Genomic DNA, 24,691 nt, shown 5'->3' with positions numbered 1-24,691 from the left:
GGGCCTTTTTTTGCGTCAGGGCCTGGCGCGTTGCCCGGCCCGCTGCGCGCGGTCGGTCAGCATCACGCGGTTACGCCCGGAATTCTTGGCAGCATAGAGCGCGCCGTCTGCCGCGCTGAGTGCGCTTTCCAGGTCGCCACAGGCCACAGCATCGGCAATGCCGCCGGAAATCGTGACCAAGCCGAACGGAACATCGGTGCTGCGGTTGATCATGCGTCGTTCGGCAACCCGGGCCCGCGCGCCATCGAGCAGGGCCAGCGCCTGGCCGGGGTTGTGGCCGGGAAACAGCACGCCGAATTCCTCCCCGCCAATGCGGCCGACAAAGCATTCGCAATCGCGCAGCGTGGCGATGGTTTCAGCAATCACCTTGAGCACGCGATCACCGGCAGCATGGCCGTGGCGATCGTTGATGTGCTTGAAATGATCGATATCCACCACCGCCAAGCACAGCGGGGCGGCCGTCCGGCGCGCCAGATCCAGCGCGGCGGCAAACTGGCGCTCGAACGCGCGGCGGTTGGCCAGCCCGGTCAAGTGATCTTCGTCCGCCACGCGCTGGACCTGTTCCAGCGTGCTCTGCAATTCGGCGCTGCGCTTGCGGCTGGCGGCAAGTTCGGCATGAAGCTGGCTTGCCTGAACCAGCATGGCGCGGGCGGCATCGGCCAGCTTGCGCACCAGTGCCTCGTCGGCCCCGGCCTGTGCCATGTCGGCCAGGTGGCCTTGCAGACTGTCGGAAAAGTCGTCGCTGGCCTGCATGGCATCGTGCGTGCTGCGATCGAACGCGGTCAGGCTTTCGCGCACGTGGCACAGCAGGGTGACGAGTTGTTCGGCGGCCATGTCCTGCGCCGGATGGCGTAGCGCCTGTTCCAGCCAGGCAAGGTCCATCGGCAGGCCGGCGGCGATGCGCTGTACCAGCAATTCGGCCAGGCGTGGGTTTGCGCCGGTGACGCAATCATGCGCCATCACCAGCGTGAACGGACTGATCGGCAGGTCGTGCTCCACCAGCAGCGCCGCCAGCCGTGCCAGCAAGGCCCGCCGACCGGCAAGCGCCTTGGCCGTTTCGGCAAGATCGCCGGCTGCGGCATTGTCTCCCGCCAGGCCAAGCCTGTGCCACAGGCGCTGAAATGGGCTCTCGGCCCGCCGGTGATCGTGTTTCCCCATGGCCGCCAAAACGACAAGGCCGCAACCCGGTTAAGGGTCGCGGCCTTGCGTAGAACCGTGGTAACCGGGTGTCAGGCCCGGTCAAGATAGCCTGGCTTAGCGCACGCGCGGCCCGCCAAACGGCATCGGCGGGGGTGGGCGGCGGTGGCCACGCGGCAGCTGCGCCTGATAGGCGCGACCACAGTGTTCCACGCAGTAGGGGAACCCAGGGTTCACCTTTTCACCGCAGAAATGGAAATCCGGCTCACCCGGGTGGCCCATCGGCCAGCGGCAGATGCGATCGTTGAGATCGAGCAGGCTGGTCTTGTCGGCGATTTCCGGGCTGGGCCGTGCCGGCACCAGGCGACGCGGCGGCGCAGGCGGGATCGGTGCCTGCTGATCGCCGGGGCCCTGGCGCAGGAAGCCGCCCGGGCCAACCGAAACCACACGGGGCGTCGGCGCTGCGGGCGCAGGCGCCGCGTCGCCGGCCGGAGCAGCGCTGGCGGCCGGCGGAGGGGAGGCAACGGGCGCGGCCGGCGCAGGGCGCGGCGCTGGCGCAGGGCGCGCTTCCACCGGCGCCGGTGCTGGAGCAGGCGTGGGCTTGGGCGCAGCCGGCCGCGCTTCGGCAGCCGGCGGCGCGGCTGGTGCTGCAGGCTTGGCCGGCTTGGGCGCGGCGGCGGCCGCAGGCTCGCTCTTGTCGTTGGCCTTGACCGGGGAAGGGCGCGCCTTCAGGCCCAGGCGATGGGCCTTGCCGATCACGGCGTTGCGGCTGACCCCGCCAAGCTCTTCAGCGATCTGGCTGGCGGTTGCGCCGCCTTCCCACATCTTGGTCAGTTTCTCGATCCGCTCGTCGGTCCAGCTCATCCGTTCGAAAACCCTTGCATGGGCCAAGGGGTGCGTCCCTTGCCCTTTCATCTTCTTGCCATCGGCCGCCGCGCGCGATACCGCGCCCGTCATGGCCAACCAATTCCCGTCCCCCACCGGAGAAACGAAACCGCTTGAACCGGCAGATGCCTTTGCGGGCACCGCTGCCGGTCATGCCTACGGGCATCTAGCCGGTTTTCCACCGCCCGGACAGCCGATTTTCCGCAGCTTCAACAGTGTCGGGCTCTGGACCCTCTATATGAAGGAGGTGCGGCGTTTCTTCAAGGTGCAGACCCAGACGATCTGGGCACCTGCGGTAACCACGCTGCTTTATCTGATGATATTTACCCTGGCGCTGGGCGGCGGTGGCCGCGTGGTGCTGGGCGTGCCCTTTGCCAGCTTCGTGGCGCCGGGCCTCATCGCCATGGGCATGATCAACAATGCCTTTGCCAATGCCAGCTTCGGGCTGCTTGGAGGCAAGATCCAGGGCACGATCATCGATTACCTGATGCCGCCGGTTTCCGAAGGCGAACTGCTTGCCGCCCTGGTGGGCGCCGCCGTCTCGCGCGCGATCCTGGTCGGCCTTGCCGTGTCAGCCGCCATGATGTTTTGGCCGGGCGTGTCGCTGGAAGTGCGCCATCCCTGGGCCGTCATCTGGTTTGGCCTGATGGGCGCGATCCTGCTGTCGCTGATAGGCGTGGCAACTTCGCTGTGGGCGGAAAAGTTCGATCACAACGCGGCTGTAACCAATTTCATCATCACGCCCATGTCGATGCTGTCGGGCACGTTCTACGTGATTGATCGCCTGGCGCCCGCGTTCCAGACGGTCAGCCGTTTGAACCCGATCTTCTACGTGATCTCGGGCTTCCGCTATGGCTTCCTGGGGCAAAGCGATATCGGCAGCAGCAACATGGCCGTGCTGCATGGCGCGATCGGTTTGGGCGTGCTCAACCTGGTACTCGGCCTTGGCCTCTATGCCCTGCTGCGCACGGGCTGGAAGCTGAAAGCCTGAAGGCTTCACATATGCGAAAAGGCGTCGCTTCCCCGGGGAAACGGCGCCTTTTTTGTTTGTTTCGGGCGGTCAGTGCGACAGGCTGCGCCGCAGGCGATAGCGCCCGTCGGCAAACCCGTCGAACATCTCGCGCAGCGACGGATGGTCTACCGGCCCGGCTTCGGCATCGGCGGCCAGGTTCTGCTGGCTGACATAGGCGACGTAGCTGCTTTCATCGTTCTCGGCGAGGAGGTGATAGAACGGCTGCTCGCGCAGGGGGCGCATGTCTTCGGGAATGGATTCGTACCATTCCTCGCTATTGGCGAAGACCGGATCGATATCGAACACCACGCCGCGAAACCCGAACAGGCGATGGCGCACCACGTCACCGATCGCAAAGAGCGCCTCGCTCACGGCCGGTACGGAAATCTGACGGCCGGCCTGGGGAGAAAAGTAGCTCGTATTTTCGACATGGATGGACATGGAACGAATATAGGTTTGCGGCACTTGCGAAACAAGCAAGGCTTTTGGGGAATATCAGGCTGGGGATAACTCCTCTTTCCGCTTGGCAAGGCCCGAATCGTACGCTAGTGGCGCGGTCCTCGACCGGGGCGGCACACGCCGCCTGACGCACGGCACTTCATGGAGAGGTGGCAGAGTGGTCGAATGCGCCGCACTCGAAATGCGGTGTACGGGCAACCGTACCGTGGGTTCGAATCCCACCCTCTCCGCCATGTGCCCCCTTCGGCAGTACGCCAGGCTACCCTAAAATGCGACGCAACTGCGGGCGAAATGCTGCCTGCTCTCGTGGACTCGAGTGGTGTCGAGACTTGACCTCCGCAATTGTGCACGTCTGGGCACTACTGGCCATGCTGCGGGTCTTACGTGTTTGATCTGCCACACCAAACCGGCCGGGCCAGGGCGGCCAGCAGCCCTCCAAGGTTTGCCAGATCACACAAGGTCCGGCCCTCCCGCGACATGGCGGTTAGCTGATTGCCGCTGACGCAGGTGTGGATGTGGGCGGGATCAATCTGCGCCGCAACGCCCCAGGCTTTGGCGTGGGCTTCCTTGGCTGTCCATCGGCGCAAGGCATCTTGCGCGGTGCCATGGCGCAGTTGATGCCTTTCGCCGATAGTCAGAGCATCAGGTGGCGGCGGTAGTGCCCCGATCGGTTCGATGTCCACCCCCAGGGGACAGCGGGCGATGGCTATGGCGGCATGAGGCCAGTGGCCTGCGACGCTGACATGCCAGCCTTCGGGCGCAGTGACCCGCAAGGCGCCTGCAGGAAGCCTCTCTATCGAAATGCTGTCAGGATGCGCTCCGCTGGCCAGCGCAATCAGCACCTTGGTCAATTGTCGCCGCAGGCTGCGCATGCCGGCCTGTGGGCGGCTTGCCAGGTCTGCCAGATCACTGGAGCGCAAGGGCGCCTGCCGCGCCATGGTCTCCACGATTGGATCGTCGAGCCGCACCACCCAGGCGAAAGGTGCGTCGCCAACGGCGAACCGGCGCGGCAGGGCTCCGGTGTGCCAGACCGGGGCGTGCACTACCCCTGCGCCAACCGCGCCGGTGAGCCTTCCCAGGAGGTGCCGGCCGGGAGGCTTTCGCCCTTCATCACCACGGACAGATCGCCCAGCTGCGCATCCGCGCCAATCTCCGCGTCATACAGCACGATGGCATAGGAGCCGATCGTCGCCCGGTCACCCACCGTCACGCCGCTGACCTTCATCACCCGGTCCTCGAAAAGATGGGTTTGCAGGCCTGCAAAATCATTGAGCGCCACATCATCGCCAATATCGACCAGATCGTATTCGGTCACATCGGTGGTGTCCATGTAACAGCGCTTGCCGATGCGGCAGCCCATCAGACGCAGATAAGCTGGCAGCCATGGCGTGCCACGCAGGGGTTCCAGCAGATTGCTGACGGCCAGGTTTTCATAGGTCGCTGTCACCAGTTCGGTGCGCCAGACAAAGGTGCTCCACAACGGCTGGGTGGTGGGCTTGTAGCGGCCCATCACCAGCCATTTGAGCAGCACCACCGACAGACCGCAGGCCAGCGCAAATCCGACATAGAGGATGGGGAACGCCATCAGGATCAACTGCCCGCCATGAGCCAGATCGTCGAGGTCGCCAACCAGGGACAGCAGGATGTCGAAGAAGGTGAGGAAGAGCGTGAGCGAGAGAATGACGCGCACCGCTTCGATCGAGAGGCGCGTGGCGATCAGCCTGGGGCCGGGCTTGAAGCGGGCGCCCTCGTCGAACATGCCCACCGTCTGGCGCACCGGCAGCGAGATCGGCGGGGAGCCGAACCAGGTTCCATCAGGGCTGGCGGCAGCGCCATCGCGGGGCGGGGCCGAGAGCACGCCAATCAGCACATTGTCGCCAATCGTGGTCCCATTGGGCAGCACCGCCGAATTGCCGATGAACGAGCGTCTGCCAATCCGGGTATGGGCCATTTCGATCACGCCCGGGGCCACGCGGGCCGCGCCGAACAGCACCGCATCGGCAATAAAGCTTTCCGGGCCGATATCTACCAGATCGGGCACGATGGCGGCTGCGGTGGAGATTTCGGCGCGGGCACCCACCTTCACGCCCAGCCCGCGATACCAGGGAGCCACATAGAGCGTCGCATAAATCGGGTGGAGGAGTTGGAGCGCGAGCCCGTTGATCTGCTGGACGAACCAGAAGCGCACATAGAACCAGCTGTAGATCGAATAGCGCCCCGGCTTCACTTTGCCGAGCAGCAGCCATTTGGCCGCAATCGTCAGAACGCACATCAGCACCACGTAGGTGATGGCCAACAAGGGTGCGAGCAGCAGATAGGAGTACCCTTGCGTGTTCCAGTCAATCTCGATCATGGCGATGAGGCCAGGCGCGATGGGCAGAATGGCGACGATGGGCAGGATGAAGGCGGCCAGGGCCAAGGCAATGCCACTCAGTACCCGGCGCATCGGGCTGGCGCCATTGTCGATATGGTGTTCAACCCCCTTGGCCACGCACGCGGCCGGAGAGCCGTTCCAGCGCTCGCCGGCGGGGATGGTGACGCCGGCGGCCAGCGAGGAGAGGTCATCGAGCACTGCGCCATCGCCCAGCGCGGCATTGCGCCCGACCACCGCCATCGAGCCTACCGCTGCCCCTTTGCCCAGAGTGGCTGATCCCAGTCGCAGCATGCCCCGCTCGACCGCGCTGGTTGCCAACATGGCCTGGTCGCTGACCACGGCATCGTCGCCCAATGTGACCAGGTCGGCGACATCGATCGGGCCCCGGCCAATGAAGACCCTCCGGCCGACTTTTGCGCCCAGCATGCGATAATAGAACCGCAGCATGGGTGTGCCGGCCAGATAGGGCGTGGCGATCACTTCGGAAAAGCGCCGCACGAACCACCAGCGGAAATAATAGGCGCCCCACAGCGGATAATCCCCCGCGCGATAGCGGCCGATCACCAGCCATTTGACCACAATCGAGGCGAGCATGGCCAGCGGCGGGATCAACAGGAAGCTGAAACCACTGAGCATCAGGGCGCTCAAGCGGCTCATGTTGCCCGAGAGATGGGTATACGCGAGATAGGGGAAGAACCATTGCAGCCCGGCCACCGTATAGATCGGCAGCAAGGCAATGGTCTGTGCGGCCCAGCAGAGCCAGCGGTGCAGCGCTGGCGTATGGTGAAAGGGTTGTTCCTCCTGGCCGGCTATCGGGGCCGTATCGCCCAGCCTTTGGGCCAGCCCGCGGATGGTCGGCGCCGCGTAGAGGTCCTGGATGGACACCCCCGTCAGGCCCGGTGCCTTGCGCAGTGCCGACACCAGCCGGGCCGCCTTGAGCGAATGGCCGCCAAGATCCTCGAACAGGTCGTCGGTGACCGAGATTTTCTGTGGCGCGAAGGCTTCCGACCAGATGGCGTGAAGCAGTTCTTCCATCGGCGTGGCAGGCGCGGTGACGTCGCGGTCCTCGGCCTGCTCCATGGCGGGGCGCACCAGCGCCTTGCGATCGACCTTGCCCGAGGCGGGCAGGGTGGGCAACGCATCGAGCACCTGATAGGCGGCGGGGCGCATGTAATTGGGCAGGCGCTCACGCACACGCGTGCGCGCCGCATCGAGATCAATCTCGGCGCCAGCACGGGCGACCAGGAAAGCGGCGAGAAATTCCGCGCCATCCTCGTCCTTGAACAGATGGACAACCGCCTGCGCAATGGCCCGGTCCTCGGCGATGACCGCCTCGATCTCGCCGAGTTCGACGCGGAAGCCACGGATTTTCACCTGGGTATCGATGCGGCCGATAAAATCGATGTCCCCCACCGCGTCGAGCCGCACGAGGTCACCCGAACGATAGATCAGGGCTTTCTTGCCATCGGGCCCGTCAAAGGGGGTGTGAACGAATTTTTCTGCGGTAAGATCGGGGCGGCCGACATAGCCTGGCCCCACGCCGGGCCCCCCGATGACCAGTTCACCCTCGGCGCCCGCGGCAACCGGCCACAGGTTCTCGTCCACGATCCACGCGGTATAGCCCGGCAGGGGCCGGCCGATGGTGACGCGGCGGCCCGGCTGTACCTCGGTCCATGTCGCGGTCACCGTGGTTTCGGTTGGGCCATAGGTATTGAGCATGCGCAGGCCCGGACGCGACCACCGCTCGACCAGATCGGGCGGGCAGGCCTCTCCGCCCAGGTTGAGCAGGCGCAGGGCTGGCATGGGTGTTTCAACCAGGGTAAGCAGCGAGGGTACGACGTGCCACACCGTGACGCCTTCGCGCGCCAGCACGATCGCGATATCCGGCCCGGCCTTGGCCAGTGCTTCATCGGCCACCAACAGTTCGGCGCCGACGAAAAAGGCGCTCCACATGGTTTCGACCGACATGTCGAAGGCAAGACTGAAGCCGCCGAATACCTTGTCCTCGGGCGAAAGGGCCAGAATGGCGCTTTCGCTGCGCACCAGATGGCAGGCATTGGCATGGGTGATCATCACGCCCTTGGGCCGGCCGGTCGTGCCCGACGTATAGATGATATAGGCCAGGTCGTGCGGGGTAGCGCCGGTTTCTGCGCGTTCGATGCCGACGGCGTCGAGCGCGGCCAGATCGCCCAGCGCCTCGTCGACCACCAGTGTGGCGACCGCCATGGCCCCGGCGCGCTCGCTTTCGGTGACGACCAGCACGGCTTGGCTGTCTTCCACGATGTAGTCGATACGGTCCTGCGGATAGGTCCAGTCGACCGGCACATAGCAACCACCAGCCCACAGCACCCCGAGGATGGCCATGTATTGATCGAGACTGCGCGGCAGGCAGATCACCACGCGATCGTCGCGCTTGATGCCCATCGCGCGCAACTGCCGGGCGAAGCGCAGGGCGCGGCGGCGCAACTCGGCATAGGTCAGCTCGGTCTTACGGCTGCTTTCCGGGTCGTTGCCCAATTTGCGCACAGCGCAGCGCGCCGTGTGGAGCAGATAGCTCGCCTCAAAGATCTCATGGAGCAGCTCGTCGCGCGCGTAAGGCTCGTCCTCACGCAGCGCGGGCGTAGGGGCGATAGGCGCAAATACCGTGGGTGCGGCAACCTCCTGGGGTACGGCCAGGATGGTTTCGCTCATCGGGTTCATCTGCAATCCTCTCGCCTCGTGGTCGTGCGCCGCGCTCTCGTTAGTCCAGTATTCCTGAATGTGCGAGGTCTGACCTGTTGTTTTCCATTGGCTATCCGGGGTGAGTGGAGGACAGTAGCCGCGATGCAGATGATGGCCGGGGCGTTCTCGGCCCAGAGCGTGTCCCAGCCCCGATCCTCTCACTGCAGTGTATAAGATCGACGTGCTGTCGGTACGGCGTCATGCGCGTCTGGCAAAGCTTTCGGGGTCGGCCTGGCGCCACCATGCCGCAAGGTGCGGATCCCGCGCGCCGTCGAGCAACTCACCCGGTGCCACGAACGGGTAGAGTTCGTCGAACGAGCGCATTTCCGAGGCGTTGATCCTCTGGCGCAGGCTGTCGGGGGTAAATTCGTCCGGCGTGTTCAGGCCGGCTGCCACCACGATATCGTGCAAGGCGTCGAGCGTGGCTTTTTGGAACCGGGCGACGCGTTCGGCCTTTTCCGGCACGACGAGCCCGCGTTGGCGGGCCAGTGACTGGGTCGCGATGCCCGTCGGGCACGTATCGGTGTGGCAGCGCAGCGATTGGACGCAGCCGAGCGAGAACATGAACGGTCGGGCCGCGTTGCACCAGTCTGCGCCCAGCGCCGCGTTCATCGCGATGGCCGCGCCGGAGTTGACCTTGCCCGATGCGGCCAGCTTGACGCGGCCCTTCAGGTTGGTGCCGACCAGGGCATTGCGGGCCAGCATCAGCCCTTCGCGCAGGGGCATGCCCACGCGATCGGACAGTTCGGTCGGGGCCGCACCGGTGCCCCCTTCGGCCCCGTCGATGACGATGAAATCGAGCAGTATCTCCGTCTCGACCATGGCCTTGACCACCGCGAACAACTCGTGCGGATAGCCGACACACAGCTTGATGCCGACTGGCTTGCCACCCGACAGGTCCCGCATCCGGGCGGCGAATTCAAGCAGGCCACGCGGGGTCGAAAAGGCCGTGTGATAGGCCGGCGAAAGACAATCCTCGCCTTCGGGAACATCGCGGATTTTCGCGATTTCCGCTGTGACCTTGGCTCCGGGCAGTAAGCCGCCGTGCCCGGGCTTGGCGCCTTGGCTGAGCTTGATCTCGGTCATCACGACCGCATCATGGCCGGCGCGCTCGCGAAAATGCTCGGGATGGAAATCGCCCTTGGCGTCGCGGCAGCCGAAATAGCCCGAACCGATCTCCCACACGACGTCGCCGCCATGCTTGAGATGGTAGGGAGACAGGCCGCCTTCACCGGTGTCATGATAGAAGCCACCGATCCTGGCGCCCAGATTGAGCGCTTCGATCGCATTGGCGCTGAGCGCGCCGAAACTCATGGCGGAAATGTTGAGCCGCGCCGCCTGGTAGGGCCTGCTGCACTGGTCCGTGCCGACGGTCACGCGCGTATAGCGTTCGGCATTGCGGGTCGGCGCGATCGAGTGGGCCAGCCACTCGTATTCCTCGGAATAGACGTCGAGTTCGGTGCCGAACGGATGGGTCGATACATCGCCCTTGGCTCTGGCATAGACCAGGGCGCGCTCATCATGGCTGAAGGGGCGCCCATCCAGATCGCTTTCGACGATGTAGGAGCGCAGGAACGGGCGCAGCCATTCGAAGAACCAGCGCAGGCGCGCAGAGCCTGGGTAGTTGCGGCGCAGCGAATGGTGGGTCTGCGCGAGGTCGATCACCGTGATCAGCAACAAGGGCAAGAAGAGCAACAGCAGCCACCACGCGCGCGGATGGTCCCAGCCTACCGCAATCGTCCCGATAGTACCGGCCAGCGCCCCGAACAGCAGCACGTTGCGCGACAGCGCATGATCGCGCCACAGCGCCTGGGTGAGGGTAGGGCGCCCGCTCACGCGATCAGGTTCCGGATGATCCCGACCACCTCGCGTCCGCGCCCGCCCAGCACGGCCTTGGCGGAATAGAGCGCCATTCCCGCGACTTGGCCGGGCTTGACCGCCGGTGGCATGACCAGTTCATAGCGGTCGGTGACAACGTCGAGCAGCGCTGTTCCCGGCTCCTGCAACCAGGCCTGGACGGCAGCCTCGAGGTCTTCTGCGCGTTCGACCCGCCGCCCGCTAAAGCCGATCGCTTCGGCAACGCGCGCGAAGTCGGGATTGACCAGCTCGGTATAGGCATCGAGCAGCCCTTCGACCTTCTGCTCGATTTCCACGAAGTCGAGCGCACCGTTGTTGAAGACCACGACCTTGATCGGCAGCTTTTCCTGCACGGCGGTCAGCAGGTCTCCTAGCAACATGGCCAGGCCGCCATCGCCGGACAAGGCAATGACCTGCCGATCGGGGAAGGCAGCCTTGGCCCCCAGCGCCTGCGGCATGGCGTTGGCCATCGTGCCATGGGTTAGGCTGACCACTGTGCGGTTCTGGCCTGTTGCGGCAATGTGGCGCAGCGACCAGACCATGGGCGAGCCACCGTCGGCGGTGAACACCGCGTCTGGCGCGGCATGGCGCGAAATGGTCTGCGTCAGATATTGCGGATGGATCGCGCCGCCCTTGCCGACCGTGGCGTGCTTCGCCTGTGCCGCATGTGCCTTGCGGTGATGATCGAGGCATTCGTCGAGAAAGGCATTGTCGTCGCACGGCGTGATCCGCGGCAGCAGGGCGTCAAGAGTTGGCGCGATATCGCCGACCACCCCCACGTCGACCGGATGCCGGCGGCCGAGGTGCGTGCCGTCGAGGTCGACCTGCAGGATCGTGGCTTTCTCGGGATAGAACTGCCGCCAGGCAAAGTCGCAGCCCAGGAGCAGCAGCACGTCGCAGGAGACCAGCGCGTGATAGCCTGCCTCACTGCCGAAGATGCCGGTCATGCCGACATCGAAGGGATTGTCGTACTCCAGAAAGTCCTTGGCGCGCGATGTCCGCACCACCGGCGCGCGCAGCCGCTCGGCCAGCGCCACGACCGCATCGTGCGCCTGCTCACACCCCGAACCGCCGTAGATCGCGATCCGCCGGCCGCTGTTGAGCGCCGCTGCCAGACGATCCAGTTCCGCGTCCGCAGGGCGAATGACCGGGGCGGCGCGATGCACGGCAAAGTCCGGTTCGTCGGCTGCCTTGGCGCTCGATACATCGGCAGGCACGATCAGCACCGCGACGCCGCGCTTGGCCAGTGCGGCTTGCGCGGCCATCGCCGTCATCCGCCGGGCCTGTCCCGGTGTGCGGATTTCCTCGCAGAACACGCTGCACGAGGCGTAGACTGCCTTGAAATCGACCTCCTGCGGAAAGTCGAAGCCCAGCTCATCCCGCACGATCTGGCTGGCGATCAGCACTACCGGGGCGCGGTTGCGGTGGGATTCGAACAGGCCGTTGATGAAATGCAGGCTGCCCGGGCCGCACGATCCGGCGCAGGCGGCAAGTTTGCCGGTCAGCATCGCATCGGCCCCGGCAGCAAAGCCGCCGGCTTCCTCGTGTCTGACGTGAACCCAGCGGATCGCGCTTGTCCGGATGGCATCGGTGATATGGTTTAGCGTGTCGCCAGGAATGCCATAGCAGCGCTCGACCCCTGCCGCTTCGAGTGTTTTCACGATCACGTCGGCGACGGTGGTCATAGGCTGTTCCTGCTATTGGCTGCTGTCTTGTGCCCGAACGCGCAACCCATGCTTTGGCTTCACGCGATGGTGCAAAAAACATCCGGCCACCGGGTGGAACCTGCCGCGAACGGCCCCAGGTTTTGCAAAGGCGATGGCCAGAGACCTACCCAGCCGCTCTGAGAGTTTTCTGTGGCTGCATAGCAGTTTGCTTCAGTGTCGGTCGGCCCAATGGCGCAGCCGGCCGCACCGGCGCGCACAATCTCCGACTTGATCATCACGCCTACTCTAGCGCGAGAGGTAGCCCGCTTCGGCCGCAAGATTGTGGCCGGTGATATAGCTGGCGGCATCCGAACAGAGCCGTGCGCTGGCTTCGGCGACTTCCTCGGGGCGACCAAAGCGGTTGAACAGGCTGAGTGCGGGCGCAAACTCTGCTTCGGTGTAGCCGCTCGCCTCCAGCGCGCCGCGCAGCATCGGCGTAGCGATCGCGCCGGGCAGCACGGCATTTACGCGTATGCCTTGTCATCGATCCGGAGTTCGACTTTTTTGCGGCATGGCAGCCCGATGACCGGATGATCGCCTTCCACAAGGAATTGCTGGCAGAATTGCAGCAGCAATTCGGATTGGCTTAGAGCGCGGCCCCGTTCAATCCAGCTTGGTGGGGCGGCGCGGGCGATCAAGTCGCGTCACGCCGCCATTACCATTCATATGCGCCGGGGCAGACCGTGGTCGATGATGATTGCGCCCACGCCGCCCAGGCAAGGCGCCATCAGGCCACCCTGCGCTGCCGGCACGTTATTTCAAGCCTTGCAGATAGGCGATGATCACCGCGCGCTTGGTCGGGTCCTTCTCGCCAAAGAACGACATTTTGGTGCCCTTGACCGCACTTTGCGGCGCAGTGATGAACGTGTCGAGCGTCTTGGCATTCCACGTGATGACGCTTGGAAGCCGCACCGCTTGTCTTCCTGCTATCAGGCAACGCGGAACAACCGCGCGCGCGACAAAGTAAAGGATGAGTTGGCGACAGTCTGGCTACATCGGCAAGTGCACGTTTTGCGGGAATAATTTACCCCTGTTTAACGTGTTTCAAGCAGTCTCTACCGATGGCAAAAGTTTTCGCCGCGTTCGGGAAGGTCTCCCGCGTTGCGCTACGCATGTCGCGCGCCGGCAGCACGTCTCACGCGGCGTTGCTGACTGTGCTGATAAGCCTTTCGGTGCTGACCTCGGTGCTTATCGTCACTTTCCTGGTGTGGAACGCCGATGCCCATGCCGACCGGCTGGCGGCCATTTCGATTTCCGGGGCGATCGATCGCGAACGGTCGCGCATCAGCAACGAAACCTACATCAATGCCCATTGGAACGATGCTTTCGCCCACGCCTATGGCACCATGGACGATCCGTGGATCGTGTCGCAATGGGGAACGCCGATCGGCCTGGGCTATGTGATCGATGCAAACGGACGGACGTTGTTTGCGCATCTCCCATCCGGACGGGCGCCCCCGCTTGCTGACCTGATCGGGCCGCGGACTCTCAAGGCCTTGCTGGCCCGGGTACCGGCGAACGAGGCCGCCGTAAGACAGCGCGGCGATGCCATGGTCTTGCTGGGCAAGGCGGGGGACACCCCGGCGTTGATTGCATTTTCGCCGATCGTCCGGGAAAGCGGCCCGGCGACGCTCGACACGTCGACCTATCGTATTTTTGTCGATATCCGCCTTCTCGACAACAAGCTGCTTGCAGAATGGGGCAAAGGCTTTGGCTTGCAGCATCTGCGGTGGGCACAGGGCGGCCGATCCGCGGGCGACGAAGCCTCCACCTTGGTGCGCGACTGGTCGGGTGCGCCGCTCGGCACGATTGCGTGGCAACGCCTTGCTCCGGGGTCTTTGGCCGTTCGCGAGTTATTTCCGATAATCGGCTTTTGCATTGTCCTGTTTCTGGCGGTTGCCGCCCTCATCGCGCGTCGCGTGCAAAGCCTGAACCGAGAACTGGCGATCCAGTCCCACAGCGCCATCGAGGCTGGCCGACAGGAGCGGGAGGCGCGCCTGCTGGCTGATAGCGATGAACTCACCGGGCTCTACAATCGGCGGCGTTTCTATGCCGATCTCGAGCATGCGGCGATCCCGGCCAACCTCGATGCCATGACCGTGGGTTTGATCGATCTCGATCGCTTCAAGCCGATCAACGACACGTTCGGCCACCTGGTGGGAGACGGCGTGCTGATCGAGGTTGCCCGCTTGCTGCGCGACACCGCAGGCCCCGACGCCACGCTCTATCGCCTGGGTGGCGACGAATTTGCGATGATCGTGCAGCTTGATGGCGCGGCCACCTTGCGGCTGGCGGAGACGATCTGTGCCGCGGTGGCAGCGCCGATGCGCATTGGCGACAGGCAGGTGAGCCTTGGGGTCTCGATCGGGCTTGCCCCGTTTGTCGACAGCGAACTCACCCCGGTGGACCTGGCCAAGCGTGCGGACCACGCACTTTACCACGCCAAGCGGGAGAGGCCCGGACAAGCGGTTCCTTTCAATCTCGAACTGGAACGCCGGCTGCTGGACGATCACGTCATCGAGGCGGAACTGCACGCGAGCGAATTCGAAAACGAACTGCATTTTGACGTGCAGCCGATCGTTTCCATGCAATCGGGCGCAGTGGTCGGCGGAGAACTCCTGGCGCGCTGGACGAGTGCGCGCCTGGGCGTAGTCGAGCCACAGCGCTTTGTCGAAATTGCCGAACGCAGCACCGTGATCCATGTGATTACGCGCAATGCCATGCGCCGCGCGTTGGAACTGCTGGACATGCTGCCGCCGGGCAAGACGCTCTCGGTCAACGTATCCGCCTGCGATCTGCACTGCGCCGAGACGGTGGATGCGATGCTTGACATGGTCAGCAATTCGTCTGCCGACCCACGCCGCCTGTGTATCGAGGTGACCGAGACGGCGGTGATGCGCAACCTTGACGCGGCGATCCATGCGCTTCACCGCTTCCGCGCCATTGGCATGCAGGTTGCTCTGGACGATTTCGGCACGGGCTATTCGAGCCTCAGCAATCTTCATCGCCTGCCGCTCGACAAGGTGAAGATCGATCGCAGCTTCGCCCTCAATTTCGACAACAGCTACAGCGTGTCGATCGTCGATGCGGTCGTCAATCTTTGCCATTCGCTGGGGCTATCCTGCATTGTCGAGGGGGTGGAGACGGCGTCACAAGCATTGAAGTTGCAGAAAATCGGTTGCGATCTCATGCAGGGCTATCTGTTCAGCTATCCGTTGAATGCCAACGTCTTCGTGACCTTTGCCGCGCAGTGGTTTGCGCCGAGAGAAGAAGGCCGGCCGCGCATAGCCGGCTGATCCGGCATTTCCGCGCTATTGTTCCGCGTGGCGCACGATCGCCTCGCACAGGCGGTGCGTCGCCAGGATCGCGGCCGTATCGACCGGTCGACGCTCGCGGGCAGCGAGCAGGAAATCGTCGCACATCGCTTCAAAACCCCGTTGCCGGCCAACCGGAACCCAGTCGCCGCGGCGTTGCAGGCTCTGTCTTCCACGCGTGTCGACACGGTCAGCCAGGTTGAGGACAGTGTGGCGGGCGCCGCCGCCGATGACGTCGAGGCGTTCTTCATCCAGGCCGCTGTCACGATGCATCATGCCGATGGCGCTGAACCCGTCGCCAGCCAGTGTCAGGGTAACCGCGTGCAGCAAGCCGTCGATGACGTTGGTTTCGATCGTGTGGCGAAGTACTGGCCCAGGCACCATCGATAACAGCGTATCCACGACATGGATGAAATCGTCGAAGATCACGCGGCGCGGTTGGTCCGGCTGCGCATTGCGGTGCTTTTCCATGACGATAAGGCTGGCGTTCGTGCCGCGCAGGGTGGCGTAGTCTGGCGCGAACCGCCGGTTGAAGCCCAACTGCAGCGGCGTGGCGCGGGTCTGTGCCAGCATGGTGAGCGCTTCAACCTCGGCAAGATTGTCGGCGAGCGGCTTGTCCACGAACGTGGCGATTTCACGTTCGAGGAGCAATTTCACCAGTTCGGCGTGTGCAGACGTGGCCGCGTGGACAAAGGCCGCGTCGAACGTGGTGGCAGACAGCGCATCGATGACGCTGTTGTGCCGATGCTGGATGCGAAACGTGCGACCTACTTCATCGAGCACAGATCGATCCCGCGTCGCCAGATGGATTTCGAGATCGGGCCGCGTGGCCATGACCGGAAGATACGCCTTGCGGGCGATGTCGCCCAACCCGATCACAAGAACACGCATGCACTTTTCCTGTCTTCACCGGGCCAAGACGTTCACCTGGCTGGGATATATCGGGTGCCGGGGCACCGCAACCGGCTTTCCCACGTCATTTGCCGGGGATGGGATCGGCTGCCGGCTTGGCGGCATGCATGCCATCCGCGTTCCGACCATGGCGGGGCAGCGCCAGTTCGAACGCGGTGTCCTTGCCGGGGAGCAGAGACAGATCGCCGCCATGGGCACGGGCGATCTGTCGTGCCAGGCTCAGGCCGATGCCGCTGCCTTCTTTCTTGGTAGTGTAGAACGGGCGGAAGATGCGCGCGCGGCCCTCATCGGGCACGCCGGGGCCGTTGTCGGCAACGCATATCGACAGGCGGTCGTCCAGCTTGGCGGAAAGGCGAACCTGTGGGGCGTCGGTTGCGGCCACTGCGGCCTCGGCGCCATTCTGGAGCAAGGCCCACAAGGCCTGGCTGATCTGGTCGCGGTCGATGAAGACCATGCCGTCTGGCGGCCCATCCGCCACGAAAGCGACGCGGCCGCCCCAACGCGCGGCGAACATGCGGCGCAGATCGTCGAACAGCACCGCCAGCGTCGTCGGCGCCAGGACCGGCTCGGGAAGCCGGGCCAGCTGGCGATAGGCCTGGGTGAAATGGAGCAGGCCATCGGCACGGCGAGACAGCGTACCGAGCATGTCGCGCAAATGCGCGACCGGTGGTGGCGTGTCGTCGAGCGTCGCCAGCGCGCTGTCAGCGAGCGAGGCGATCGGTGTAAGCGCGTTCATCACCTCGTGGCTCAACACGTCGAGCAGTTCGCGCGTCGTTCGCGCTTCGGCCAGGCGTTCTTCGCTTTCGATGTCGATCAGGGCGAGGATGGTGCGTGCGGCGCCAGCGCCATGGGCTTCGATCCGGTCGATGCGATAGGCCCGGCCGGCGTAGCGCAGGCGCGGTGCACTTTCCCGCAAGGCCTCGGGCACATCGATCAGCGCGTCCTCGATGTCGAACAGCATGCGTGCCGCCCGATTGAGCGCACGAACGCGGCCGCTGCGCTCCACGCTCAACAGAGGGGTGGGCGCCTGGTCCAACACGGCACGCAGCACCGCGCGATCGGTTTCGCCATCGGGCGCCGCCACCTGTCGTTCGGCGGGCAGGTGCAGCGGCATCGCGCGGGCAAGCGCGAGGCTGGCCAACCAGAAGCCGAGCAACAGCACCAGCACGAAGCAGGCATAAAACCCGCCGGTCCAGGCGGCGACCGTGGCCGCGCCGCAGCCGAACAGCAGCAGCTGTCCCGGCAGCGCGGTCCTTACGCTGCTAGAGGCCATGCTTGGCCATCCGGCGATAGAGCGCAGCCCGGCTCAGCCCCAATTCTTCGGCCGCGTGGCTGACATTGAAGCCGTGCCGCTTGAGCGCCGCTGCAACCAGCACGCGCTCGCTCTCTTCCAGGTTGAGCGTGGACGCGACCGCTGCTGGCGACGGCGCTTCGGCCGGGGAAGGGCCGAGACCCAGGTCAGCCTCGCTGATCAGCCCGCCATCGCCTAGCACCACGGCCCGCTCCACCGCTTGGGCCAGGCCGCGCACGTCGTCGCTCCAAGGCGTGACGGCAAGGGCCGTCTCGGCCTCTGGCATGAAGCCAAGCACCGGTTTGCCGTGCCGGCGTTCGGCCGCGCGGGCGAAATGGCGCGCGAGCAACAGAGCGTCGGCGCCGCGCTGGGCCAGAGGTGGCATGGCGATTTCCACCGTGCCCACCCGTGCCCGCAACGCCGGGATCAGCGGCTCGGCCGTGTCTGCCGTGGCGACAATGCGAATATCGGCCGGCAGGCGGGCGAGCAGGCGCCCCTGCGCGACCTCGGCCAACCGATCGACGTGGCGCAGCAACAGCGTGCCGCCGGACGCGCGCTCGATATCTGCCGCTGCGACATCGTCGCGCGGATCGGCCGCGGCGCGCGCGTCCAGCATCACCAGTTCGCCCGTCGCGCGCGGGGAAGCGTGATGGATCGCCCTGCTCGCCAGGGTGCGTCCTGAGCCGGCCGGGCCCAGGATCAGCACATTGGCGGTTGTCGGCCCGACCCGGCGGACAAGGTCGCGCACACGCTCCATTGCTGGGCTGGCACCGAGCAGACGCGGCGGATCGGCCGGGATGCCATCGTGCTGGCGCAGCGCCGCGATTTCCCGGCGCCTTTGGCGATGGGCCAGCGCCACGCGCACGCGCTCGAGCAGTTCGTCGTTGCGCCATGGCTTCATGACGAAATCGATCGCACCGGCCTGCATCGCGGCCACGGCGATGCGGATGCCGCTATGGCCGGTGATCACGACCACGGCCGCATCCGGATCGTCGCCCAAGAGCCGGGCCAGTGCGGCGAAGCCTTCCTCGCCGTGGGTGCGGCCACGTGTGAAATTGAGATCGAGCAGGATCGCGTCGGCTGGCGCCAGCTCCAACGCCGAGTAGGCCTCTTCGGGCTGCATCGCGCTGACCAGCTCGATCCCGGCGCGGCCGAAGAGGACGGCGACGGCCTGATGCACGTCGCGATCATCGTCGATCAGCAGGACGCGGGGCGGGCTTGACGGGGGCGTTGGACTGTCCATTTCCGGACAGTGTGTGCGATATCGCAACGAGGCTTGTCCAGCATGGTCTGATGTTCGTTGTATTATCAGTGCCTTAGGAAAGTCCGACAAGCTTTGCGATACTGTCCGCATGAGCACTGGAGCATCTTCCGAATCGCCACTTTCCCCTGGTGCCGGCATGGACCGTCGCGTCACGCGGCCTCGCATCAGCCGCCGCTGGCGCTGGGTAGCAGGCGGCGTGGCGATCGTGCTGGCAGCGGGACTGACCTGGCACCTGCTGCCGGCCGCCGGGTCGACCGATATCGCAGCGGCCACGATCGAAACCGGCACCGTGGTACGCGCCCCGTTCGAGGACTATCTGCCGATCCGCGCCTCGGTCGCGCCCAAGGTTACCACGCTGGTCGATACGCTGTCGGGCGGCCAGGTGGAGAAACTGCTGGTGCAGGACGGCGCCTGGGTCACGGCCGGCCAACCGCTGGCCACGCTGGTCAATCCCACGCTCAAGCTCGACGTGCTAACCCGCGAGGCGGAAATCGCCAGTCAGCTGGGCACCCTGACCGGCGATGAACTGTCGTTGGAGCGCAGCCGCCTCGACCGGGCCGCGCAGACCGCCTCGGCCAATTATGACCTGCTCAAGGCGCGGCGCGACCTGGCGATCCGCCAGCAGTTGCACGATCAGGGTTTCGTCTCTGACGAGGGTGTGAAAAGCTACCAGGAAGAGGCCGATTACCAGCGCAAGCGCCTGGGCCAGTTGCGTGCGGGGCAGGACCGTGAAGACCAGACCGCCGGGCTCCAGGCCTCGCGCCTGGCCGACACGCGCGCGCGCTTGAGTGGCAACCTTGCCGCAGTGCGCGCCGGACTGGATGCGCTGGTGGTGCGCGCGCCGGTCACTGGCCGCTTGGGCAACCTGGTGATCCAGCCCGGGCAGACGCTCAAGGCGGGCGACCACGTGGCGCAGGTGGACAGCGAAGGCGCCTGGAAACTGGTGGCCGACGTGGACGAATACTATCTCGGCCGCGTTGCCGTGGGCCAGCAGGCCAAGGGCGACGCCGGCATCGGTCTGGTCGTCAGCAAAGTCCTGCCCGCGGTCGCCAATGGCCGTTTCCACATCGAACTGGGTTTTGCCGGCCCCACGCCACAAGGCCTGAACCGCGGCCAGACGATGGATATCCGCGCCACCCTGGGCGCAACCAGCAAGGCGCTGGTGGCGCCGGTGGGCGGCTGGCTCGACAGCGGCGGCGGCACGTCGGCCTTCGTGGTCGATGCAGATGGCCGCCACGCCCGGCGCCGCGCGATCAAAGTCGGCCGGCGCAACCCCGCGCAGGTGGAAATCCTGGCCGGGCTGGACGCGGGAGACCGCATCGTGACCACCAACACATCGTCCATCACGGGCGACATCATCAACCTTCGCTGACCAAAGGGCCCAGCATGATCCGCCTAGAGAATATCCAGCGCCGCTATGTTTCCGACGAGGTGGAAACGACCGCGCTCGCCGACATCAACCTGGACGTGGCAGCGGGCGAATTCGTCGCCATCATGGGGCCGTCCGGTTGCGGAAAATCCACGTTGCTCAATACGCTGGGCACGGTCGATCGCCCCACGGCCGGGCGCTATCTGTTCGGCGATCGTGATCTCGTCGCGCTCAAGGAAGCAGAGCTGGCCCGCTTTCGGGCGATGACTTTGGGCTTTGTGTTCCAGAGCTTCAATCTGATCGACGAGCTGACCATCGCCGAGAACGTTGAACTGGGCCTGATCTATCGCAAGGACGCCGGTGGCGATCGCAAGGGCCGCGTCGCCGCCGCGATGGACCGGGTGGGCATATCCCACCGCGCGCGCCACTATCCGCACCAGCTTTCCGGCGGGCAGCAGCAGCGCGCCGCCATTGCCCGCGCCATCGTGGGCGAACCCAAGCTGATCCTGGCCGACGAGCCGACCGGCAATCTCGACACCGAAAACGGGCAGCAGGTGATGGATATTCTCACCAGCCTCAATGCCGATGGCGCCACGATCATCATGGTTACGCATTCGCCCAGCCATGCCGACATCGCGCGACGGCGGATCGACATGCTCGACGGGCGCATCGTCGCCTCGCTCGCCCGCGCGATCTGAGGAGGCACGCCGATGAACCGCTTTGCCTTCCTCACTCTCTATCGTTCGCTCACACGCCACCGGCTCTACGCCGCGCTCAATATCGGCGGTCTGGCCATCGGCATCGCCGTGTTTCTGGTGCTGGGCCTCTATGTCAGGTTCGAGACAAGCTACGAGACATGGCTGCCGCGTCACGACCAGGTGTACATCGTGCAAACGGTGTGGCACATGCCCGACAGCCCGTTCAACGGTGCCTATCCCAATACGATGGGCGGCCTGCTGGAGGAAATGAAGGCCGATTTTCCCGGGCTTTCAGGCACCAGCATCAATGGCGTGGGCGCCACAGTGCTGCGCGGCGGGATAGGCACGGCCGAGGACCTTGCCTGGGTCGATCCGCAGTTTTTCGAGGTGATGGACCTGCCCATGCTGCAGGGCGAAGGCGGGCGTGCGCTCGCCGATCCGTCCAACGTGCTGATCGATGCCAACATGGCCCGCAAATATTTCGGCAGCACCGATGCGGTTGGCCAGACGCTCACGCTCAACATCGGCGCCGGCACCGCATCCTATCGCGTCGCCGGGGTGTTTGCCCCGTTGCCACGCAATACCGATCTCAAGTTCACGATGCTCGCGCGCAGCCCCAAGGGGGCGCCCAAGGGCAACGAAGACTGGTGGTATCACTGGGGCAGCACCTCGGTGAACACCTATCTGCGCTTTCCCAACCCCGCTGCGGCCAAGGCCTTTGCCGCCCGGATGCCGGCCTTCGTGGTACGCCACGGAACGAGGGATCTGGGTGCCAATGCAGACAAGACCATGCAGCTCACGCTGCTGCCGCTCACCGATCTGCACCTGACCCCGGCGGGGCGCGAAATGGCGAGCATGCGCCAGACTATCGTGACGCTCGGCGTGGTCGGCGCGCTCACCCTGCTGATCGCGATCGTCAATTATGTGAACCTGGCCACGGCGCGCGCCGGCCTGCGCGCCCGCGAAGTGGCCATGCGCAAGGTGCTGGGCGCCAGCCGCAGCATGCTGGTGCGCCAGTTTGCCGGAGAGGCCATTCTCACCACGGCGCTTGCTGCGCTGGTCGCGCTGGCACTGGCAGAACTGGGCCTGCCGCTGGTTAATGCCGCAGCGGGCCTGGCATTGTCGATCCCCTATGCCACCGTCGTGCCGGCCTTGCTGGTGCTGTCCATCGTCGTCGGAATTGGCGCGGGGCTTTATCCCGCCGTGCTGCTTTCCCGCTTTCCCGCTGCTGCCGTGCTGGCATCGGCGCGTTCGCCCGGGGGCGGCCGCACCGGCGCCAGGCTGCGTGAAATGCTTGTCGTGTTCCAGTTCGCGCTGGCCACCGCCTTCATCACCGGCACCCTGGTGCTGGTGGCGCAGACCCGCCATCTGCGTCAGGCCGATCTCGGCTTCGCCCGCGATGGGCTGATCGTGGTCAAGAGCATGGCGGGGTTGAGCGAGGGGCAGCAAGACACCATGCGCGATGCCATCGCCGGTTTGCCAATGATCCGCGCGGTCGGGATTGCTGACAGTGCCGCCGGTGGCTTTGGCAACAACAATGCCAGCAACATCGAAATCCCTGGCCAACCTGGCTCTGGACCTTCGCTGCGCGAGATCGTGGTCGGTCGCGGCTTCTTTGCCACCTATGGCGCGCGGGTGATCGCCGGCCGCGTATTCGACGACCAGCACGGGGCTGACGATTCCTATGGCACCAAGAGCAAGGACAACCGCGCGATCGTGATCAACCGGACAGCCGTTGCCGTGCTTGGCTTCCGCTCTGCACAGGAGGCGGTCGGCAAGACGCTGGGCAAGGGGCAGCCGCGCACGATCATCGGCGTGGTGGACGACATGCGGTTCTTTTCGCCGCACGTGCCGATGGACGCCACCTATTACACCTATTGGAGCCATTACCTTGGCGCGCCGGTGATCACCGCGCGCTATGCCGGACGCATGGATGCCGCGATGGATGCGGTGCGCGACACATGGCGCAAGATCGCCCCGGAAGTACCGTTTGACGCGGCGCCTGCCGATCAGGACCTTGCCAAGCTGTTCGAGGCCGATGACCACGCCGCCAATCTCTTCACCATCGGCTCGGTGCTCGCTGTGCTGATCGGCTGCGTTGGCCTGTGGGGGCTTGCTTCGTTCAATACCTCGCGGCGCGTGAAAGAGATCGGCATCCGCAAGGCACTGGGCGCCTCCTCGCGCGACGTGGTCAAGCTGCTGGTCGGCCAGTTTCTGCGTCCGGTGCTGATCGCCAATGTGATTGCCTGGCCCCTGGCATGGGTTGCGATGCGGCAATGGCTGGCCGGTTTCAGCGATCGCATTGCGCTCTCGCCGCTGTACTTCGTTGCCGCAACGCTCCTGGCCCTGGCCATTGCCGTGCTTACGGTGATCGCCCAGTCTCTGCGCGCCGCGCGGGCGACCCCGGCCTGGGCGCTGCACCATGAGTAAGCGGCTTATGGTTGCCGTAGCGCTTTCCACCGCGCTGGCATCGGCGCCCGTCCAGGCGGAAACCCTGCGCGATGCGGTGGAAGCGGCCTATCTTGGCAACCCAACATTGGCCGCGGCCCACGCGCGGCAGGATGCGCTGGCCGAAACGCCCGAACAGGCACGGGCGGGTGGGCGGATCACTGCTGCAGCGGATGGGGCGGCCGGCTATGACCGCTTCGATTATGATCGCGGCGCAGGCGGCACCGTTTCCGCCAGCCTGCCGATCTGGACCGGCGGCCGGGTTTCCTCGCGGCTGCGCGCGGCGGAAGGAGACGTGGCAGCCGGCGAGGAAGGACTGCGCGACGCCGAGGCGGCGCTGCTCACGCAGGTGATCGGCGTCTATGCCGAACTGCTGTATGACCAGCAGGCCGTGGATATCGGCAAGGCGGATATCGCCCTGCTCGACCACCAGGTGGCAGAGGCGCAGGCGCGCTATCGCCTGGGCAAGGCCACCCGCACCGATGTCGCCCAGCTTGAGGCGCAGCGCGCCAGCGCGGGGGCGACCCTGGCCGCCGCGCAGGCCACGCTCGATAGCGCCACGGCAAACTATCGCGCGGTGGTAGGGCAGGATCCCGGACCCTTGGCGCCGCCGCCCGCGCTGGGCCCGATGCCAGCCACGCTGGAACAGGCGCGCGCCGATGCCCTGGCAGCCAACCCGCTGTATCAACAGAGCTTGCGCGCCGCCGATGCGGCCGGTGCGCGGATACAGGAAGCCCGCGCCGGCAGCGCGCCCACGGTGTCTGTGGGTGGTGGCTATGGCTATGACGTGCGCCTTGGTGGCGTTGGGGCGGGCAGTTCCCTGCGTGCCGCCAATCTCGGGCTAAGCTTGCATATTCCGATCCTCACCGGCGGTCTGGTTGCCTCGCAAGTGCGCCAGGCGCAGGCCACGCAACGCGCCACGGTGTTCGATGCCGCCGCCGCCGGCCGCGAGGCGACGCGCTCCACCGATGCCGCCTGGGCTGCCCTGGCCGGTGCACGGGCGCAGATGGCGGCCAACCAGGCAGGTGTGGACGCGGCCAATCTTGCGCTGGGCGGGGTCAGGGCCGAATACGGCTTTGACCTGCGCTCGACGCTCGACATTCTGGTGGCGGACGAAAGCCTGCGTTCCGCCCAGCTCGCGCTGGCACGCAACCGCAGCGACACGATCATCGCCCAGGCAGCCCTGCTGCGGGCCACGGGGCACCTCGATCTGGATGCGATCCCAAACGGATAGGGCCAAACGC

Annotated in this window: 20 protein-coding genes and 1 tRNA gene; 7 read left to right on the top strand and 14 right to left on the bottom strand. The window is 65.5% G+C overall.

Annotated features, from left to right (window positions below; genetic code table 11):
- Positions 1 to 15: 15 nt before the first annotated feature.
- Together IP65_RS07365 and IP65_RS07360 are read right to left on the bottom strand one after the other, a co-directional pair.
- Positions 16 to 1,158, bottom strand: a complete 1,143-nt coding sequence (locus tag IP65_RS07365; protein ID WP_022677136.1) for a GGDEF domain-containing protein — start codon at positions 1,156 to 1,158, stop codon at positions 16 to 18.
- A gap of 96 nt (positions 1,159 to 1,254) precedes the next feature.
- On the bottom strand, positions 1,255 to 2,001 hold the full coding sequence (locus IP65_RS07360; RefSeq protein ID WP_054131216.1) for a GcrA family cell cycle regulator: 747 nt from the start codon (positions 1,999 to 2,001) through the stop codon (positions 1,255 to 1,257).
- 217 nt (positions 2,002 to 2,218) lie between these two features.
- On the opposite strand from IP65_RS07360, the gene IP65_RS07355 reads away from it, so the two are divergent.
- Positions 2,219 to 3,013 (top strand): ABC transporter permease, encoded by a 795-nt coding sequence (locus tag IP65_RS07355; RefSeq protein ID WP_043610621.1) that lies wholly within the window; start codon positions 2,219 to 2,221, stop codon positions 3,011 to 3,013.
- 69 nt (positions 3,014 to 3,082) lie between these two features.
- Here IP65_RS07355 and hspQ read toward each other — a convergent pair whose 3' ends face one another.
- Complete coding sequence (gene hspQ / locus IP65_RS07350) at positions 3,083 to 3,475, bottom strand: heat shock protein HspQ (RefSeq protein ID WP_022677885.1); 393 nt, start codon at positions 3,473 to 3,475, stop codon at positions 3,083 to 3,085.
- 161 nt (positions 3,476 to 3,636) lie between these two features.
- Between hspQ and IP65_RS07345 the strand changes: the two genes are divergently transcribed.
- Positions 3,637 to 3,726 (top strand) — tRNA-Ser (locus IP65_RS07345).
- A gap of 147 nt (positions 3,727 to 3,873) precedes the next feature.
- Here IP65_RS07345 and IP65_RS07340 read toward each other — a convergent pair.
- From IP65_RS07340 to IP65_RS21670, 8 genes are all read right to left on the bottom strand, one after another.
- Complete coding sequence (locus IP65_RS07340) at positions 3,874 to 4,461, bottom strand: 4'-phosphopantetheinyl transferase superfamily protein (RefSeq protein ID WP_197279225.1); 588 nt, start codon at positions 4,459 to 4,461, stop codon at positions 3,874 to 3,876.
- A 74-nt stretch (positions 4,462 to 4,535) separates the two neighbouring features.
- Positions 4,536 to 8,558 carry a Pls/PosA family non-ribosomal peptide synthetase gene (locus tag IP65_RS07335; RefSeq protein ID WP_054131287.1) on the bottom strand — a complete coding sequence of 1,341 codons (4,023 nt, stop codon included), beginning with the start codon at positions 8,556 to 8,558 and terminating at the stop codon, positions 4,536 to 4,538.
- 228 nt (positions 8,559 to 8,786) lie between these two features.
- Positions 8,787 to 10,424, bottom strand: a complete 1,638-nt coding sequence (locus tag IP65_RS07330) for an FMN-binding glutamate synthase family protein (protein ID WP_022677888.1) — start codon at positions 10,422 to 10,424, stop codon at positions 8,787 to 8,789.
- Positions 10,421 to 12,130 carry a thiamine pyrophosphate-dependent enzyme gene (locus IP65_RS07325; protein WP_022677889.1) on the bottom strand — a complete coding sequence of 570 codons (1,710 nt, stop codon included), beginning with the start codon at positions 12,128 to 12,130 and terminating at the stop codon, positions 10,421 to 10,423. The genes IP65_RS07330 and IP65_RS07325 overlap by 4 nt, the downstream gene beginning before the upstream one ends.
- Positions 12,131 to 12,397: 267 nt before the next feature.
- A complete protein-coding gene (locus IP65_RS07320) occupies positions 12,398 to 12,610 on the bottom strand; it encodes an SDR family oxidoreductase (RefSeq protein ID WP_022677890.1) in 213 nt (70 codons plus the stop codon).
- 5 nt (positions 12,611 to 12,615) lie between these two features.
- Positions 12,616 to 12,789: a hypothetical protein gene (locus IP65_RS21280; RefSeq protein WP_156306455.1), complete on the bottom strand. Its 174-nt coding sequence runs from the start codon at positions 12,787 to 12,789 to the stop codon at positions 12,616 to 12,618.
- A 115-nt stretch (positions 12,790 to 12,904) separates the two neighbouring features.
- Positions 12,905 to 13,063: a cytochrome c family protein gene (locus IP65_RS21275; protein ID WP_022677892.1), complete on the bottom strand. Its 159-nt coding sequence runs from the start codon at positions 13,061 to 13,063 to the stop codon at positions 12,905 to 12,907.
- A gap of 223 nt (positions 13,064 to 13,286) precedes the next feature.
- Entirely contained in the window at positions 13,287 to 13,436 is a 150-nt protein-coding gene (locus IP65_RS21670) for a hypothetical protein (RefSeq protein WP_158272949.1), read from the bottom strand.
- Positions 13,437 to 13,551: 115 nt separating this feature from the next.
- On the opposite strand from IP65_RS21670, the gene IP65_RS07315 reads away from it, so the two are divergent.
- Positions 13,552 to 15,447, top strand: coding sequence for a bifunctional diguanylate cyclase/phosphodiesterase (locus IP65_RS07315; RefSeq protein WP_197279224.1), 1,896 nt, complete (start codon positions 13,552 to 13,554; stop codon positions 15,445 to 15,447).
- A gap of 15 nt (positions 15,448 to 15,462) precedes the next feature.
- Here IP65_RS07315 and IP65_RS07310 read toward each other — a convergent pair whose 3' ends face one another.
- From IP65_RS07310 to IP65_RS07300, 3 genes are all read right to left on the bottom strand, one after another.
- On the bottom strand, positions 15,463 to 16,356 hold the full coding sequence (locus tag IP65_RS07310) for a Gfo/Idh/MocA family protein (RefSeq protein WP_054131215.1): 894 nt from the start codon (positions 16,354 to 16,356) through the stop codon (positions 15,463 to 15,465).
- 85 nt (positions 16,357 to 16,441) lie between these two features.
- Complete coding sequence (locus IP65_RS07305) at positions 16,442 to 17,650, bottom strand: PAS domain-containing sensor histidine kinase (protein ID WP_022677894.1); 1,209 nt, start codon at positions 17,648 to 17,650, stop codon at positions 16,442 to 16,444.
- Positions 17,640 to 18,911 (bottom strand): sigma-54 dependent transcriptional regulator, encoded by a 1,272-nt coding sequence (locus IP65_RS07300; protein ID WP_054131214.1) that lies wholly within the window; start codon positions 18,909 to 18,911, stop codon positions 17,640 to 17,642. Before IP65_RS07300 ends, IP65_RS07305 begins: the two co-directional genes overlap by 11 nt.
- A gap of 109 nt (positions 18,912 to 19,020) precedes the next feature.
- Here IP65_RS07300 and IP65_RS07295 point away from each other — a divergent pair, with 109 nt between their 5' ends.
- The 4 genes from IP65_RS07295 to IP65_RS07280 are packed head-to-tail and all read left to right on the top strand — an operon-like array spanning position 19,021 to position 24,681.
- Positions 19,021 to 20,304, top strand: a complete 1,284-nt coding sequence (locus IP65_RS07295) for an efflux RND transporter periplasmic adaptor subunit (RefSeq protein WP_231627588.1) — start codon at positions 19,021 to 19,023, stop codon at positions 20,302 to 20,304.
- A gap of 14 nt (positions 20,305 to 20,318) precedes the next feature.
- Positions 20,319 to 20,999 carry an ABC transporter ATP-binding protein gene (locus IP65_RS07290; protein ID WP_022676601.1) on the top strand — a complete coding sequence of 227 codons (681 nt, stop codon included), beginning with the start codon at positions 20,319 to 20,321 and terminating at the stop codon, positions 20,997 to 20,999.
- Between the two features lie 12 nt (positions 21,000 to 21,011).
- Entirely contained in the window at positions 21,012 to 23,429 is a 2,418-nt protein-coding gene (locus tag IP65_RS07285) for an FtsX-like permease family protein (RefSeq protein WP_054131212.1), read from the top strand.
- Complete coding sequence (locus IP65_RS07280; protein ID WP_054131211.1) at positions 23,422 to 24,681, top strand: TolC family outer membrane protein; 1,260 nt, start codon at positions 23,422 to 23,424, stop codon at positions 24,679 to 24,681. Before IP65_RS07285 ends, IP65_RS07280 begins: the two co-directional genes overlap by 8 nt.
- Positions 24,682 to 24,691: the final 10 nt, after the last annotated feature.

It is taken from the genome of Novosphingobium sp. AAP1, assembly GCF_001295765.1.
Classification (GTDB): Bacteria; Pseudomonadota; Alphaproteobacteria; order Sphingomonadales; family Sphingomonadaceae; genus Novosphingobium; species Novosphingobium capsulatum.
Note: the sequence above shows the minus strand (reverse complement) of the source record. Positions and strands in the feature narration are given on the sequence as shown.

Coding starts and splice junctions, on each gene's coding strand:
- IP65_RS07365 (WP_022677136.1), bottom strand. CDS start 1,158: ATGGGGAAACACGATCACCGGCGGGCCGAGAGCCCATTTCAGCGCCTG.
- IP65_RS07360 (WP_054131216.1), bottom strand. CDS start 2,001: ATGAGCTGGACCGACGAGCGGATCGAGAAACTGACCAAGATGTGGGAA.
- hspQ (WP_022677885.1), bottom strand. CDS start 3,475: ATGTCCATCCATGTCGAAAATACGAGCTACTTTTCTCCCCAGGCCGGC.
- IP65_RS07335 (WP_054131287.1), bottom strand. CDS start 8,558: ATGAGCGAAACCATCCTGGCCGTACCCCAGGAGGTTGCCGCACCCACG.
- IP65_RS07325 (WP_022677889.1), bottom strand. CDS start 12,130: ATGACCACCGTCGCCGACGTGATCGTGAAAACACTCGAAGCGGCAGGG.
- IP65_RS21670 (WP_158272949.1), bottom strand. CDS start 13,436: ATGCGCGACCGTTCGCGATCGATCGCCCCGGAAATCGAAATGGCCGCC.
- IP65_RS07310 (WP_054131215.1), bottom strand. CDS start 16,356: ATGCGTGTTCTTGTGATCGGGTTGGGCGACATCGCCCGCAAGGCGTAT.
- IP65_RS07305 (WP_022677894.1), bottom strand. CDS start 17,650: ATGGCCTCTAGCAGCGTAAGGACCGCGCTGCCGGGACAGCTGCTGCTG.
- IP65_RS07300 (WP_054131214.1), bottom strand. CDS start 18,911: ATGGACAGTCCAACGCCCCCGTCAAGCCCGCCCCGCGTCCTGCTGATC.
- IP65_RS07295 (WP_231627588.1), top strand. CDS start 19,021: ATGAGCACTGGAGCATCTTCCGAATCGCCACTTTCCCCTGGTGCCGGC.
- IP65_RS07290 (WP_022676601.1), top strand. CDS start 20,319: ATGATCCGCCTAGAGAATATCCAGCGCCGCTATGTTTCCGACGAGGTG.
- IP65_RS07285 (WP_054131212.1), top strand. CDS start 21,012: ATGAACCGCTTTGCCTTCCTCACTCTCTATCGTTCGCTCACACGCCAC.
- IP65_RS07280 (WP_054131211.1), top strand. CDS start 23,422: ATGAGTAAGCGGCTTATGGTTGCCGTAGCGCTTTCCACCGCGCTGGCA.